The 15,465-nt window shown below is 72.4% G+C and carries 12 protein-coding genes; 3 read left to right on the forward strand and 9 right to left on the reverse strand.

Annotated features, from left to right (window positions below; all coding sequences use genetic code 11):
• Positions 1–89: 89 nt before the first annotated feature.
• The 3 genes from ACGFU6_RS02670 to ACGFU6_RS02680 all read right to left on the reverse strand — a co-directional run bounded on the left by ACGFU6_RS02670 (position 90) and on the right by ACGFU6_RS02680 (position 4,410).
• Positions 90–1,466 carry an MFS transporter gene (locus ACGFU6_RS02670; protein WP_393607675.1) on the reverse strand — a complete coding sequence of 459 codons (1,377 nt, stop codon included), beginning with the start codon at positions 1,464–1,466 and terminating at the stop codon, positions 90–92.
• Between the two features lie 186 nt (positions 1,467–1,652).
• Positions 1,653–3,305: an amidohydrolase gene (locus tag ACGFU6_RS02675; RefSeq protein ID WP_393607676.1), complete on the reverse strand. Its 1,653-nt coding sequence runs from the start codon at positions 3,303–3,305 to the stop codon at positions 1,653–1,655.
• A 205-nt stretch (positions 3,306–3,510) separates the two neighbouring features.
• Positions 3,511–4,410 carry an Lrp/AsnC family transcriptional regulator gene (locus tag ACGFU6_RS02680; RefSeq protein WP_393607677.1) on the reverse strand — a complete coding sequence of 300 codons (900 nt, stop codon included), beginning with the start codon at positions 4,408–4,410 and terminating at the stop codon, positions 3,511–3,513.
• A 209-nt stretch (positions 4,411–4,619) separates the two neighbouring features.
• Here ACGFU6_RS02680 and ACGFU6_RS02685 point away from each other — a divergent pair, with 209 nt between their 5' ends.
• Positions 4,620–5,636, forward strand: a complete 1,017-nt coding sequence (locus ACGFU6_RS02685) for a C-terminal binding protein (RefSeq protein WP_393607678.1) — start codon at positions 4,620–4,622, stop codon at positions 5,634–5,636.
• Positions 5,633–6,442, forward strand: a complete 810-nt coding sequence (locus tag ACGFU6_RS02690) for a class II aldolase/adducin family protein (protein WP_393607679.1) — start codon at positions 5,633–5,635, stop codon at positions 6,440–6,442. Before ACGFU6_RS02685 ends, ACGFU6_RS02690 begins: the two co-directional genes overlap by 4 nt.
• Before the next feature lie 67 nt (positions 6,443–6,509).
• On the opposite strand, the gene ACGFU6_RS02695 is transcribed toward ACGFU6_RS02690, so the two are convergent.
• On the reverse strand, positions 6,510–9,260 hold the full coding sequence (locus ACGFU6_RS02695; protein WP_393607805.1) for a M4 family metallopeptidase: 2,751 nt from the start codon (positions 9,258–9,260) through the stop codon (positions 6,510–6,512).
• 234 nt (positions 9,261–9,494) lie between these two features.
• On the opposite strand from ACGFU6_RS02695, the gene ACGFU6_RS02700 reads away from it, so the two are divergent.
• Positions 9,495–10,499 carry a LuxR family transcriptional regulator gene (locus ACGFU6_RS02700; protein ID WP_393607680.1) on the forward strand — a complete coding sequence of 335 codons (1,005 nt, stop codon included), beginning with the start codon at positions 9,495–9,497 and terminating at the stop codon, positions 10,497–10,499.
• A gap of 19 nt (positions 10,500–10,518) precedes the next feature.
• On the opposite strand, the gene ACGFU6_RS02705 is transcribed toward ACGFU6_RS02700, so the two are convergent.
• The 5 genes from ACGFU6_RS02705 to ACGFU6_RS02725 all read right to left on the reverse strand — a co-directional run bounded on the left by ACGFU6_RS02705 (position 10,519) and on the right by ACGFU6_RS02725 (position 15,397).
• Positions 10,519–10,770, reverse strand: a complete 252-nt coding sequence (locus tag ACGFU6_RS02705; protein ID WP_393607681.1) for a hypothetical protein — start codon at positions 10,768–10,770, stop codon at positions 10,519–10,521.
• Between the two features lie 126 nt (positions 10,771–10,896).
• Positions 10,897–12,138 (reverse strand): phosphopentomutase, encoded by a 1,242-nt coding sequence (locus ACGFU6_RS02710; RefSeq protein ID WP_393607682.1) that lies wholly within the window; start codon positions 12,136–12,138, stop codon positions 10,897–10,899.
• Positions 12,139–12,148: 10 nt separating this feature from the next.
• Positions 12,149–13,312: an alanine racemase gene (locus tag ACGFU6_RS02715; protein WP_393607683.1), complete on the reverse strand. Its 1,164-nt coding sequence runs from the start codon at positions 13,310–13,312 to the stop codon at positions 12,149–12,151.
• A 2-nt stretch (positions 13,313–13,314) separates the two neighbouring features.
• Positions 13,315–14,439: an aminotransferase class V-fold PLP-dependent enzyme gene (locus ACGFU6_RS02720; protein ID WP_393607684.1), complete on the reverse strand. Its 1,125-nt coding sequence runs from the start codon at positions 14,437–14,439 to the stop codon at positions 13,315–13,317.
• 1 nt (position 14,440) lies between these two features.
• Positions 14,441–15,397 (reverse strand): phosphotriesterase, encoded by a 957-nt coding sequence (locus ACGFU6_RS02725; RefSeq protein WP_393607685.1) that lies wholly within the window; start codon positions 15,395–15,397, stop codon positions 14,441–14,443.
• Positions 15,398–15,465 lie beyond the last annotated feature (68 nt).

Genomic DNA, 15,465 nt, shown 5'->3' on the forward strand with positions numbered 1-15,465 from the left:
GCCGGTCCGTTCCCATCAGGACAGCGAAGCGGCCCGCCCCGCCCCGCGCGGGGACGCGGTGCGGGGCGGGCCGGATGCGTGGTCAGCCGTCAGCTGCCGGTGGTGCCCGCGGTCGCCGGGGCCCGCGTCGCCGGGCGGGCGGGGGCGGCGGACTCGGCGGTGAGGCGGAGCTGGTGGTAGGTCCGCAGCCGCAGGGTGCACCAGATGCCGATGACGGAGACGATCATCAGCGCCACCGCGGGCGGCCAGTAGGCGCCGCCGGCCAGGGACGAGAGCCATACCGCCGTGACGGGTGCGAAGCCGGCGAAGATCATGTTGCAGATCTGGTAGGAGAGCGAGATGCCGGTGTAGCGCACGTGCGGGGCGAAGCCGTCGGCGAGGATCGCCGCGATCGGCCCGTACAGCGCGGACATCACCAGTCGCATGGCCAGCATCGACAGATAGATCAGCACGACGCTGCCGGTGTCCATCACCATGAACTGCGGCAGTGAGAACAGCACGACTCCGCTCAGGCCCGCGACGACGACCCGGTGCGCCCCGATCCGGTCCCCGAGCAGTGCGAGGAACGGGGTGACGACGAGTTCCAGGAACGCGGCGAGTGAGAGCCCGTTGAGCAGCATCGACTCGGACAGGTGCAGTTCGTCGGTGCCGTACGACAGCAGATAGCTGGTCACGACGTAGTAGCCGCCGGTGGCCGTGGCGAGGGCGAACACGCCCACCAGGACCGTCTTCCAGTCCTTGCTCAGCACCTCGGCGACGGGCAGCCGGCTGCCGCCCTCGCCGGGCTCGGGCTGCGAGGCGTGGATGTCGTCCATCACCGGGGAGTCCTCGAGCTTCGTGCGGACCACGAGACCGATGATGACGAGGATCGACGAGGCGAGGAACGGCACGCGCCAGCCCCAGCTGTGGAACGCCTCGCTGCCGAACAGGTTCATCAGGCTGAACGCGCCGGTCGACAGCAGCGCGCCGACGGAGGAGCCGAGCTGGGCGAAGGAGCCGAAGAAGGTGGCCCTGCCCTTGGGCGCGTTCTCGACCGCGATGAGAACCGCGCCGCCCCACTCGCCGCCGATCGCTATCCCCTGGACCAGGCGGAGCGTGATCAGCAGGATCGGGGAGAGCGCGCCGACCTGCGCGTAGGTGGGCAGCAGGCCGATGGCGAACGAGGCGATCCCCATCATCAGCAACGTGATGACCAGGGTCTTCTTGCGCCCGACGCGGTCACCGATGTGACCGAAGACGATGCCGCCGAGTGGCCGCAGCAGGAAGCCCACGGCGAAGGTGGCGAAGGCGGCGATCGTCCTGAGCGCCGGCGGCATGTCGGAGGGGAAGAAGACGTCGTCGAACACGATCGCCGCGGCGGTGGCGAAGGCGTAGAAGTCGTACCACTCGATCGACGTGCCGGCCAGGGCGGCCAGGGCCGACCGGTACGGGCTCTGGGGCTTGCTCGGGGTGGTGCGGTCCGGCATGGGGACCTCCGGCAGGAAGGGTTACGGGGACGGGGAGGAGCGGACCCGGCAGGCGGCCGTTGGCCGCCGGGCGAGCGGAAGTACGGGCGGACACGGCCCACGGAGGACCGGGCGGCCGGACGGGTGGCGTGTCGGCCCTGCCCGTCCGGCCGGTCCGCGGCGGCTCGGGCGTGGCCGCCGCAGCGGTCAGCGGCCGGGGGCGGCCCAGGCGCGGCGGCCGCCGACCCAGGTCTCGCGCACCCGGATACCGGTGAGCTCGTCGGCCGGGACCGTCAGCGGATCGGCGTCCAGGACGGTGAAGTCGGCGAGCATGCCGGGGGCGAGGGCGCCGACCGCGTCCTCCCGGTGCAGGGCGTGGGCGGCGGCCGCCGTGTGGGCGTGGAGACCCGCTTCGACCGGCAGCCTCAGCGCCTCGTCACCGAGGACCGTACCGAGCACGGTGCGACGGGTCGCGGCGGCGGCGACGGCCTCCAGCGGGGCGGGCGGCGCGACCGGCGCGTCGGAGGAGAAGACCACCGGGACACCCGCCTCGGGGCAGCGGCCGGCCGGGTTGTAGCGGTGGCCCAGCTCGCCGACGGCGGTCAGGGTTCCGTCGCCGGTGCGCAGGTGGTGCTGGGGCTGCATGACCGGGACGACACCGAGCTGGCCCATGCGGTCGATCTGTTCGTCGGTCGGCAGGCCGCAGTGCTCGATGCGGTGCCGCATGCCGGGCCGCTCCCGGTCCGCCCGGGCCTTCTCGACCGCGTCGAGGACCATGCCGATGGCGTACGGGGACTGGGCGTGCGTGGCCGTCTGCAGACCCGCCGCGTGCGCGCGCCGGACGATGTCCGCGTACTCCTCGACCGAGTGGTAGAGCTGTCCGTGGTGGCAGCAGTCCGCGGCGTAGCCCTCGGGGAAGTAGGCGGTCCAGCCGCCGAGCGTGCCGTCGGCGTAGAACTTCACGCCCTGGATGCGGAAGTGGTCGTCGCCGAAGCCGCGCACCGCGCCGAGTTCCAGCGCGGTGTCGAGCAGCGCCGACGTCAGGTACGCCGAGACGCGCATCCGCAGGCTGCCGTCGTCGTTCGCCCGCAGGTACGTCTCCATCTCGCGCCGCGACACCTGGGCGTCCCCGACGGTGGTGACACCCGCGGCCAGGAACACCTCCTGGGCGCGCAGCAGATGGTCGGCCATGATGTCCTCCGGCTCCGAGAGGTGGAAGTTCGGCCCGTGGTTGCCGATCTTCACCCCGGCGGGTCCGGTGAGCAGGTCGCAGGCGGCGTCCCACAGCTGCCCGTCCGGTTCGCCGTCCTCGAAGTGACCGATGCTGCCGCCCTCGGGCGACGCGGTGCGGGCGCTGATGCCGCAGGTGCGCAGCGTGTGGGAGTTCACGACGCCGCCGTGTCCGGAGGCGTTCATCACGTAGACCTCGCGGTCGTCCGCGACCAGGTCCAGGTCGTGGCACGTGGGGTGTCGCTGCTCCGCGAGCCGCCGGTGCTCGTAGCCGAAGCCCCGGACCGGGACCCCGGCCGGCAGCTCGCGGCCGGCCTCGCGCAGTACCTCCACCAGCGTCGCGATGTCCGGCACGCGCTCCGGCCGCAGGTCGACCCAGGCCAGTGCCTGCCCGTACATCACGGGGTGGCAGTGGGCGTCGATGAAGCCGGGGTGGACGAGGCCGCCGTCCAGACGGAGTTCCTCGTCGACCCGGCCGAGCGCCGCGCGGGCCTCCTCGGCGGTGCCGACGTACACGATGCGGTCGCCGCGCACGGCCAGCGCCTCGGCGCGGACCGAGGTGCCCGCGGCGGCGACGGCGGCACCGGTGACGAGCAGGGTGCGGTCGGGGTTGTCGGGATGACGGGGCATGGCAGGCCTGCTTTCGACCGGAGAGGTACGGGGGAGCGCCGACAGACGATTCGGCTCGCTGAACGATATGAAACGAACGAAGGATTGACCATAGAGGGGAGTGGGCAATTTTTGTAAAGTTCAATCGTTAGCGTGATTACGAATCGGCTGTGGTGATCCTGGCGGGGTGGTGTTCTGTCCGCCGTGCGCCGTCGCGGCGAGCCGTTCAGGCCGGGCGCGGAGCGGTGTCGTAGCGCTCCTTCACCAGTTCCAGGTGCAGCCAGCTCTCGACCTCGCGCACCGCCGGAAGTGCCCGCATCTCCTCCAGCGTGGCGCCCACCGCGTCGAAGGACTCCGCCGTGATCGTGCCGACCAGCTCCGCCCTGCCCAGGCACGTCGACAGGAAGGTCACCCGTTCGAGCCGCTCCACCTGCGTGGCGACGGCCGCGGCCTCGCCGGCGACCCGGAGGCTGAATCCGCACAGGAAGCCCAGGCCCAGTACGTCGGGCCGCACCAGCGCGACCACTTGCGCCACCCCGCCGTCGAGCAGGCGCAGGGTCCGGGACCGGGTGGCCCCGGCGGACAGGCCCACCCGCACCGCCAGTTCGGCGAAGGGCAGCCGTCCGTCGTCCTCCAGTGCGGCCAGGATCCGCTCGTCGACGTCGTCCTGCAGTGTCACGGTCGGCTCGTCGGTCATCAGGTACGGGTCCTTGACGTGCCGGGTGGCGACCAGGGGGTCCACGGTCCGCACTCCCGGAAGGGCGCGGATGTGCTCGATGGTCCGCTCCAGTTCCTGGAAACCCGCGGTCCGCAGCTCGCTCATGATGGCCCGGCGCCCGCTCGTCAGGGTGACGAACGGGGCCTGCGGGAGCGCGGCGATCTCCCGGGCGACCGGCGCGGCCGCCCCCTCGGTGTCGATGGCGAGATGGGCCGAGGCCGACAGCTGGCGCACCGCCGGGTGCACGATCGCGACCACGCGCACCGCCCCGGACTCCGTCAGTCGCTGGACCCGCATCCGGGCCGCCGGGCGGGACAGGCCCACCCGCTGGGCCAGCGTCTCGTAGGTGAGCCGCCCGTCGCTCTGCAGCTCCCGCACGATTCTCAGATCGGTCCCGTCCAGTTCCATGTGCTGTCCCCTCGGTGGCTCGGTGCCACCCGGCCGTACCCGCCGGGCGCCCGCTCATTGTCGGTCAGCGCCTCCGGTGCCCCGCCGGGGGAGTGTGGAGGTCGCCACGGGTCCGTTCAGGCAACCATGTCGGCGGCCATGGACAAATAATGCAGCGGAAACGTAAGTTTGTCGGCATCGCAACGATCGAATCATCTATGGAGACCGAAATGACGCGACCCGTCGCCGTGATCACCGATCCGGAGGAGCTCGACCCGGAGCCGGCTGTCCGGCTCCTGACCGAGAGCGGCTTCGAGGTCCGGGTGGTGGGCAGTCGCGATCCGGAGGCGATCGCCGCGGCCGCGCACGACGCCGACGCCCTGATCGTCGGCTACGCGCGGATCGACGCCGCTCTCCTGGACCGCATGCCCAAGGTGCGGCTCCTCGCGACCATGTCCGCTGGCTACGACATGATCGACACCGCCGAGGCCGCCCGCCGCGGCCTGTGGGTCACCAATCTGCCGCACTCGGCCACCGAGGACGTCGCCGTCCACGCGCTGGCCGCGGCACTCTCGCTGATCCGGCACCTCCCGCAGGCGGATGCGGTGGTGCGCTCCGGCGGCTGGAACCGCGACTTCACGGAGGTGCCGCGCCGGGCGAGCGAACTGACCCTCGGCCTGATCGGATTCGGCCGCATCGCCCGTGCCCTCGCCCGCATCGCCGCCCCGGTCTTCGGCCGCGTCGTCGCCTTCGACCCGCACGCCACCGACGCCGACTGGCCCGGGGGCGTCGAACGGCTCGATCTGGACGGCCTCGTCGCCCGGGCCGACGTCCTCTCCCTGCACACCCCGTCCACCCCGGCCACCCGAGGGATGATCGACGCGGATCTGCTCGCCCGGACGCGTCCGGGCAGCATGCTCGTCAACGTGTCCCGAGGCGACCTCGTCGACCCGCAGGCGCTGCTCGACGCCCTCGACACCGGCCGGCTGGGCGGCGCCGCCCTCGACGTCTTCCCCGTCGAACCCCCGGCGCGGGACGACCCCCTGCGCACCCACCCGCGCCTGCGGCTGTCGCCGCACAGCGCGTTCCTCACCGACGCGTCCCTGCGCGCCTACGTCCTCGAACCCGCCCGCAACGTAGTGGCGTGGTGGACCACAGGACGCCCGTACACCCCCGTCGTCGACCCGGCAGCAGCCACCGCCGGCGCACCGCAGCAGGCCCCCGGCCGGCAAGGAGTATCCGCGTGACCGAGACCCTCACCACCCCCGCCGACGCCCCCACCGCCGTCCCCGCCACGGCCGACGCCCTCGCGGCCGAGGAACTGCGCCTGCGGCGCGAACTGGCCGCCGTCTACCGCCTCGTCGCGCACTTCCGCATGACGGACCTGATCTTCACGCACATCTCGCAGCGGCTGCCCGGCCCGGACAACCACTTCCTGATCAACCCCTACGGGCTGCTGTTCGAGGAGATCACCGCGTCGAGCCTGGTCAGGATCGACCTCGACGGCAATCCCGTCGGCGACTCGCCGCACCCGGTCAACCCGGCCGGATTCGTGATCCACAGCGCGATCCACAAGGCCCGCCCGGACGCCCACTGCGTCCTGCACACCCACACCAGGGCGGGCTGCGCCGTGGCCGCCCAGCAAGGCGGACTGCTCCCGCTCAACCAGATGTCGATGGAGTTCCACAACCGCGTCGGCTACCACGACTACGAGGGCGTCGCGCTCAACCTCGACGAGCAGGAGCGCCTGGTCACGGACCTCGGCGGACACCCGGCACTCATCCTGCGCAACCACGGCCTGCTCACCGTCGGCGAGAGCGCCGCCCAGGCGTTCCTGCGGATGTACTACCTGGAGAAGGCCTGCGAGATCCAGGTCACCGCCCAGGCGGCCGGCACCGCGCTCGTGCTGCCGCCCGAGGAGGTCTGCGAGTACACCGCGCGGCAGCTGGCGGGGGAGGCCGCCGCGGACTTCCAGGACGACATCGCCTATGACCTGGCATGGGCGGCGCTGCTGCGCCTCGTCGAGCGGATCGCCCCCGATCACAAGGACTGACGGGACGCGCGGGGGCCCGCGGCCGTGTAGGGCCGCGGGCCCCTTCGAGCGCAGTGGTGCGACAGGTTCAGCAGTTGCCCGCCGGACGCTCCCGCGTCACCAGGTCGGTGTAGCCGGTCGTGCCGTCCAGCCACACGACCCGCTTGCCGGTGTCGGCGGACGGGAGCACCTGGTCGCCGCGGTTGCAGGAGACGCGCCGCGCGCCGCCCTTGCCGTCCGGGGCCACCTGGTACAGCTTCGGCATGGTCTCGTTGGCGTAGCTGGTGGCCATCGGGACGCTCATCACGGTGACCGCGTCGTCGGAGGCCGTCAGCGAGTACGTGAACACCGAGTCCTTGCTCGCCTCGGGCAGCACGGTGATGTGGTCCGAGCCGTCGAGGGCGGAGCGCTCCACCGAGGTCCGGCCCTCGTCGGCCAGGTCCTGGTCGAGGATCCAGAAGACACCGTCGTCGGTGATGGCCGTCTGGCCGATCCCCATCGCGGTGTTCTTGTCGACGGAGGGCATCAGCTTCGTGGTGCCGGTGGCGGTGTCGAAGACCTCGACGCCGAGCTTGTAGCCGTCGCTCTCCGCCCACAGCTTGGCGTACGCGATCTTCCCGTCCTTCACCGACGGCATGGCGGTGGAGAACTGGTAACCGCCGCCGTCCACCTTGCCGTTCGCGCCGGTCCTGATGTTGATGTAACCGACGTGCCCGCCGCCCGTGTACGGGTCCATCTCGGTGTAGACGAGGTAGTCGCCGTCGATGGCGAGCGCGGAGACATCGGTGCCGGAGGCGCCCACGATTCTGTCGATGCCGCCGGCGACCGGACGCACGTGGAACTGGATGCTCGTCGCGGTGTACTCCGCCCAGGCGACGGTCTTCCCGTCGGTGTCGGCGTACACGTTGTAGTTGCCGTTGTTGCCGCTGACCAGGGTCGTGCCACCCTTGCCGCTGGTCTTGCCGGTCCAGACCGAGTACGGCTCGCTGCCGTCCTCGTTGGTCCGCGAGGTGGCGTAGCGCCCGCCGCCCGCGCCCGCCCCGGTGCCGGCGATGTTGACCTTGCCGAGCAGCGTGTCGCTGTCGACGCCGATCGCCTTCTCCCAGCCCGGCACGATGCCGTGCGCGTCGAAGGAGCGCTTCACGAGCTTCAGCTGCGCCTTGGAGACCCCCAGCTCCTGCGCGGCGGCGATGACCGCGGCGCGGCCCTCGGTGAAGCCGTCCAGGGGAGTCATGTACGCGGTCAGCGCGCGGTAGACGACCTTGTCGGCGAGGTCCGCGCCGAGGTCCTGGCGCATGTCCCACAGGGCGCCGGAGAAGATCGTGGAGTTGAGGTGCACGCCGCCGTTGTCGGAACGGTAGGAGGCCCCGAGGAAGTTCTTCGACGTGGTCGCACCGTCGTCCAGGTCACGCAGCGCGCACTCGCGCGGTCCCGCCGTGGTGCACAGGTCCTCACCCAGCAGGGCGGCGTCCGGGTCGTCCATGGAGATGTGGTTGGCCGCCAGGTCGATCGCGTTGCCGAAGTAGTCGGCCAGCGCCTCGTTCATGGCGCCGGACTGGCCCGCGTACACCAGGTTCGCACTGTGCTGGATCACGCCGTGGGTCATCTCGTGACCCACCACGTCGGTGTCGGCGGAGAAGGTGCGGTAGTCGCCGCCGCCCTGCCCGTACACCATCTTGCTGCCGTCCCAGAAGGCGTTGTTGTACGGCCGGCCGCCGTCCACGACGCCGACGAGGGAGTAGATGAAGCCGCCCTTGCCGTCGAGGCTGTCCCGGCCGAACTCGGAGTGGTAGTAGTCGTAGACCTGACCGGCCGCCCAGTGGGCGTCCACCGCGCCGGAGTTCGTGTACTCGGGTCCGAGCTCCGGGGTGGCGGGCCGGAAGGTCTTGATACCGCTGGGCCACGCACCGGACGCCGAGGAGGCCTCGCGGCCGCGGGCGTCGTAGGTGGCGATCATGACGTTGCTGTCGTTGGCCACGCGGCGCGAGTAGTCGATCGTCTGCAGGGCGCCGTCGGTGCCTCTGTAGAGGTTGACCTCGGTGCTCTCACCGTTGTAGCGGGTGCCGGTCCCCTTGACCACCAGCTCGTCCGACGCGGCGGTGCCGGCGTCGGGCACGCTGCCCGTCGCGCCCGCCGCGCCGGCACCCGCGGTGTCGGCGCCGAACGTCTGCAGGGCGCTGTACTGGAGCAGCGGGTAGCCGGAGTGCGCGTCTACGTAGACCTCCTGCGCCAGCGGCTCACCGGTCGTCGGGTCGACACCCGTGACCGTGATGTGGCGGGTCAGCACGCCTTCGCCCTGCGGCAGGATCGTCAGACCGTTCGACTTGCCCGTCAGGGCGGGGGCGGTCGTTTCCTTCCCGGTGGCCGGGGCACGCAGCGGGGCGTTGCCGAGACCGGACGCGACCGCGCCGACGGCCCGCGAGATCGCCGTCTTCTCGGACACCGCCGCCGAGGTCGTGGCGACCTTCAGGTCCGTGAAGTACTTGCCCGACGTGCCGGTGACGGTCCGTCGGCCGTCACCGTCGGTCATGCGGACGACATACTGGCCGCCGAGCACCGTGATGCCCTTGTACTTCTGCTGGAGCCGGACGGTCTCGTCCTTGCCGCTCTTCCGGGTGGTGACGGCGGTGAGGTCGCGATCGGGATCGGCGATGTGGTAGCGGCTCTTCCTGGTGGCCAGGTGCCCGCGTGCCGCATCGGCCGCACTGCCGGTGGCGGCCGCCTTCTCGCTGAGCCCGGTGACGAGGGCCGGGGTGTCCGTCCCGGTGCCGGACGCCGCGACGACGGGGCCGGGCCCCGTGTCGTCGGCGTGGGCGCCGGACACACCGCCGAGCATCATGCCGGCGGTGGCCAGCAGGACCGTTATGCCTTGTCCGGGGCGTATGCCGGAAGCCGGCGAGGTGCCCGATGATCTCCGACGTGCTGAAGTACGCAAGGTGTTGCCTCTCGTAGGCACCGACGGTGGATGTGGGGGACATGCAATACCGGGGATCGCCCCTGAACAATGATTTGCCGGTGCCGATTTGTGGACGTGTCCACTTGTGTGGCAGCAGGTTCGACGAAGGATCGGGACGTGCAGAAGAACGCAGCTGACTGGCAGGCCCTCGGCCTGGACGGCAAGCAACTTGGTCTCTACGAGGCCCTGTTGAATCCCACTGGATACCGTGATCCGGAAGCGCTCGCCGCCGCACTCTCGCTGTCACCGAATCAGTTCGACGCCATGTGTGCGCGGTTGGAGAAGCTTGGATTCATCCGGTCCGCCCCCGCCGGCAGACTGCCCGCAGCTGTCAGTCCCGCCATCGCGATCCGCAACCGGATCCACCTGCGCAAGGCCGAACTCCTGCGCAGATCGGCCGAGCTGGAGACGCTCACCGCATCCGTGGGCCGCCTGGCCGCGGAGATGCTGGGAGGGATGGCGGCCGCCGAGACGACCGGTATCGAGACGGTGCGCGGCCGCGTGGCCATAGCCGAACGCGTCGCGTCCCTGCTGGCCTCCGCGACCAGCCGGGTCTGTCTTCTCGACCGGCCGCCGTACGCCGGGAGCGACCCCGCGGGCACGCCCGCGCCGCTGGCCGTGGGCGATCTGGTCGCGCGGGGTGTGGAGGTCCGGGTGGTGGTGGACCGGGAAGGGCTGAGCTTCCCCGGCCGCGCCAGGGGACTGGGCGAGCTGGCCGAACAAGGGGTACAGATCCGGCTCGCGGCAGACCTGCCGACCAAGCTGATCACCGTGGACGGCCAGGTGACCCTGCTGCCCCCGACCGACGTCGCCGATCCGACGGCCGCCGCACTCGTCGTCAGCGACGCGCTGCTGGGAAACGCCCTGGTGCCGCTGTTCGAGGCGGTCTGGGAGCGCTCCATGCCCATCGGCCCCGGCGGCTCGGGTGAACTGGACCACGAGCGCAGCGAGTTGCTCACCCTGCTCGCCTCGGGCCTGAAGGACGAGGCGATCGCCCGCAGGCTCGGGGTCCACGTGCACACCGCCCGCCGCCGGATCAGCCGCCTGCTGGTGGAGTTGAACGCCGAGACCAGGTTCCAGGCCGGGGTCCAGGCGCTGCGCAGGGGCTGGCTGACGCCCTGAGCCGGGGCGGGCGGCGGTTTCAGACGGTGCGGGAGCGGACCGGGGGCCAGGGCGCGGACAGGATGGGCACGATGTCGTACTGGTAACACGGCGTGGTGAAGCACTGCTTGGGCGCCGGGACGCAGACGGAGCCGAGAGGTGCGACGACGGTGGCGCACGGGTTCGCCGAGGACGCCGCGGGGCCCTCCACGGCGTGTGCGGGGCCGGTCGGCGTCAGGGACAGGGCGGCGAGAGCGACCGGCACTCCGGCGCGCAGCAGGTTCTTGAGCATGGGCAACAGGCATAGCCGCTCGGCCGCACCCGGGGAAGGCTGTCGCGGCTCAAGTCACCCGTCCGGGTTCTCGATCGGCCGGAGCGCCGCTCCTGATGTGCCGGACCGTCGGCCGGCGTGCCGCGCTCAGGCAGCGCGGCGGCCCGTGTGCAGCGGGGTGCCGCCTGCGAGGCCCTCCGGGTCGAGCGCCAGCGACAGGGCGGCCGTCGCGCCGACGTCCGCCAGGCTGTGCGCGTCCGGGAGGAGTTCCACGCCGTCCGCGCCGGGCCGGTGGATCAGCACCGGGACGTACTCCCGGGTGTGGTGGGCGTGACCGATCGTGGGGTCGTTGCCGTGGTCGCCGGTGACGATCAGCCGGTCGCCGGGTTCCGCGAGCAGCGCCACGAGCCCGGCGAGCCCGGCGTCCACCTGTTCCAGCAGCTGTCCGTACCGCTCGGTGTCCTGCTGATGCCCTGCCAGGTCCGTCTCCTGGACGTTCGCGACCACGAGGGCGTCGCCCTCGGCGCGAACCGCGTCCAGGGTGTACGACAGGACGTCGGCCGTGGCGACGGCCGGATGACGGGTGGCCGCGTCGCACACCAGGATGTCGGCCGCCTTGCCCACCAGGGTGACCGGGATCCCGGCCCGTGCCGCCAGCTCGGGGAGCTGACGGGTGTGGTCCAGCGGGGCGCCCAGGTGCTGCACCTGGAGGCCCCCGTTGCGGTAGAAGCCGGTGGCGGGGGTGTCAAGACCGACCGTCCCCCCGTCGCCGGGGCGGACGAAGTCGCGGAGCGGGCCGTCCGCGTGGCCGCCGACGGCGATGACCCGCGCTACCGGGGCGACGGCGCGCACGGTGCGGGCGATGGCGAGGATTCCTCCGGGCCCGTCGAACGGGAGGTCGTCCAGGCGGCCCGACGCGTTCCAGTTGATGCCGGGATCGGCCTCCAGGTTGTCGTGGACCAGGACCGCCCCGTCGACCACGAGCAGCGGCCCGCCGTCAAGGCGCCCGACCCGGTGACCGGCCGCCGTGAGGGCGTCGGACACCTCGTCCAGGTGGTCGGCGAGCCGCGCCACCGTCACCCGGCTGAAATCGGCGCCCATCATGGTCTGGTGTCCGGCGAAGGTGTCGGCGCCCGGATAGCCGAGCGCGGCCCGGCCCGCGGCCACCGGCAGATGCGTGCGGCGCACCAGGTCCGGATGCGGGTGGACGAGGCCGAGCCCCAGCGCACCGAGCACCGGCAGGCGCAACGGCCGCCCGAACGCGGCGCGGCAGTGGTCGAGTACGTGTCCGCAGGTGTCGGCGGTGAGGTCGCCGGGGCGCAGGCTGCCCGCGTCGGGCATGGCGCCGACGCCGAATCCGTCGATGACGACGATGACGGTCTTGGCCATGAGGTGCTCCTTACAGGGCTCGGCCATGTGCGTCGTAGAGCCCGTTCAGCCGGGGGGCGCCGGAGGCGAGCCCGGAGACGACTGCGACGGTCGAGCGGGTGACGAAGATCTGGGTACGGAAGGCGAGCAGCGCGGTGTCCCCGGCCCGGGCGTCCGCCGCGCGGCCGGGCGCGTCGAGCAGCCGGTAGTAGTCGATGTTCTCGGCGGGCGCGTCCTGCACGCCCAGGCGGATGCCGGTGCGGGGCAGGAGGGCACTGCGGATGTGCGCACGGCTGTAGAAGCCGCCGCCGAATATCGCCGGACGGCCGTCGTCGAGGGTGTGGGCGACCTCGCTCACGTACACGTAAGCGGGCTGCTCGGGCTGCGCGGGATCGACGGCGTGCAGCGGGGTCGTGCCGGTGAGGGCGTGGCCCGGCTCGCCGTGGGTCGCGCCCAGTCCGGCGAGCAGCGGGAGGGACGCCATCGAGGTGGCGCTGGGGGCGCTGAGCTTGAGGTCGTGGTGCCCGCGCGCGGCCAGCAGTTCACGGGCCCGGATCGCCAGGCCGAAGTTGGGGGTCGCGGCGGGCACGCCCGTCGCCGGGTCGCACAGTACGCAGGGGAAGGCGGTGACGCCCGCGATCCGGATGCCGTCCAGTGCTTCGGCCTCCTTGGCGAAGGCGTCCAGGCGGTCGAGCGGCACGCCGCCCTCCTGGCCGGGGTAGACGTCGCCCTCGGCGCCTGCGAGCCGGATCAGGACGGGCTGGACGAAGCCCAGGTCGCGGGCCGCGTCCGACACGGCACGGGCGTTGGCCAGGTCGAAGACCGTCACGGTCTCCGGACGCCAGGCCAGCATCTCGGGCAGCGCGCGCCGAGGGATCTGGACCAGGTGCCCGAGGTTGCCTGGTCTGGCCCCGGCGGCGTGCAGGGTGCGGGCCTCCGCCGGGTCGATGGCGGCCGAGCGGGGGATGTGCCGGGCGATGGCCCGGATCAGTTCGGGGTTGCGGCCCAGCTGCTTGACGACGAACCAGAGGCGGATGTCCAGGCGGTCGGCCTCGGCAGCGAGCAGCGCGGCGTTGGCCTCGACGGCGTCCAGGTCGACGACGTAGGTGTCCGGCGGGATGTCGCCGTTGCGGTGCAGCGCGGCCGCGGTGTCCACGAGCCCGGGATTGCGGGTGAGTACGGTGTCGAGGAACACGGTCAGTCGTCCTTCGGGTCGTCCAGGGCGGCGAGCGAGCGGCGCAGGATGTCGATGACGAGGTCCGCGCCCGCCCGCATCGGGTTGATGCGTACGGTCCAGTCGGCCAGCTCGGGGGAGTCGTCCAGCGCGGAGCTGGACATCCGGTAGAAGAGCGGCGCGATCTCGTACCTGGAGTTGGAGCCGACGGGGTAGGGGGCGGCGCCGAACCGGGCGGCGACGGCGGGCAGCGCGGCCGCGACGGGCCGGTCCAGGCGTACCAGGAGGCAGCGGTCCTGGGCGTTAGCGATGCGCACCTGTGCCACCCCGTCCACCTCGCCGGCCGCCAGCCGCCGCGCGACCTCGGCGCCCACCCGGGACTGCACGGACCACATCACGGGCACGTGGGTGAGGGCGCGCAGGGCGTCGAGCGCCTGATGGCCCTGGACCTGCCCGCCGCCGGAGTAGTTGTCGCGGCGGACGTGCTCGACCAGGTCGCCGGCGCCGACGACGAGGCCGACGCCCTCCGGCCCGTGCAGCTTGAAGAGGGAGAAGCAGGAGGCGTCGGCCCCCAGCTCCACACCGGCGGCGGGCGTGCGCATCACGGCGTAGTTGTCGTCGACGATCGTGCGGACCCCGGCGGCCCGGCAGGCGGCGATGACCCCGGCCGGATCGTAGGAGTCCGCGAGCCGCTGACGCGTGTGCTGGATGTACGCCCAGCGCAACCGCCCGGACTCCAGGGCCTCGCGCAGCGCCGCGCCGTCGTTGAAGTCGGCCTCGACGGTGTGGACGCCGAGGCCCCGCAGGGTGACCTCGGTGGTGCGGTAGACCGGGGCGCGGTGGATGAGCAGCGGGTCGCCCGCCCGTACGGCGGCGTTGAGAGCGGCCCGGATCGCACCGGTGCCCGCGCCCTGGACGAAGGCGGCGTCCTGCGCCCCGAAGAAGTCCGCCAGCACGGCCTCCACCCGGGCGGTGGTGCGCGGCCGGCCCAGACCGGGGACGACGCCCGCGTCGGACGAGAACAGCTGCTGGCCCTCGAAGTGGGCGGCGGTGGCCTCCAGCAGCCGGAACTGCCGGGTGACGGCGTCGTCCAGACCGACGGTCGCCAGCGGGTGGGTGACGGGAAGGACGGGAGGTACGGGGCTCATGTCAGTTCTCCTCCACGCTCGCGCCGGTCAGGAAGCGCAGCGGATTGCGGCGGGTCAGCAGGTCGATCAGATCGTCGTCGGCACCCGCCGCGCGCAGCTCGGGCAGGAAGCTCCGGAACAGGTGCCCGTAGCCCTGGCCGCCCTCGTCCAGCAGGTAGCCGTGGCGGGAGATGTCGCAGCTGAGCAGGGCCCGGTCGGCGTGCCCGGCCTCCACCAGGGCGAGCAGCAGCCGCAGCCGGGTCCGGTCGCTCTGGTAGGCCGATTTGCCCACGGTGTCGAAGGCGACGTACGCCCCGCGCGCCGCGAGTTCCCGGTGGACGCCCGGGTCGTCGAGCAGGTCCTGGTGGCCGATGCTGACGCGGTGGGCGGGGAGACCCTCGCCGGTGAGCAGTTCCAGCTGGGCGAGCCCGCCCCGGCCCAGCTGCGCGTGGGTGGCGAGGGAGAGCCCGGTGGCCCGCGCGGCCCGTGCGCCGGCCCGCAGCACCTTGGCCTCGGGAGCCGTGGGGACGTCACCGTGGCTGCCGATCTCGCCGAGGACGCCGGGCCGGATGCCGGTCGCGCCGATGCCGTCCTGGATCTCCCGGACGAGGACCTCGGTGAGCTGCTCCACGCCGGCGGTGTCGATCTCCGGGGTGTGGAACGGCTCGTAGTACCAGCCGGTCGCGGCGACCACCGCGACCCGCGCCTCCCGGGCGATCCGCGCGAGGGCGGCGACATCGCGCCCCATGCCGCGGCAGGTCAGCTCGATGACGAGGGAGAGCCCGAACTCCTCCCGCAGCGCGTTCAGCTCGGCGGTGACGGCCGCCGTGTGGCGCCGCGGATCGAGGACGGCCGCGCCGTCGCCCCGCTGGTCGAGATCGAGGACGAGGTGCTCATGGGCGAGGGCCGGGCCGTGTACCGAAGCGGTCGCGACCTCGCCGGTGACGGTGCGCAGGGTGTGCGGGGCGGGGTGGTTCATCGTGGGGGTTCCTTCTACGTGTACGGGCCCGGTCCGGTCGGCGGCCTTGCGGCACCGACGCGGGGGTG

Origin of the sequence: Streptomyces sp. NPDC048462 (assembly GCF_043200175.1) — a bacterium.
Lineage (GTDB): Bacteria > Actinomycetota > Actinomycetes > Streptomycetales > Streptomycetaceae > Streptomyces.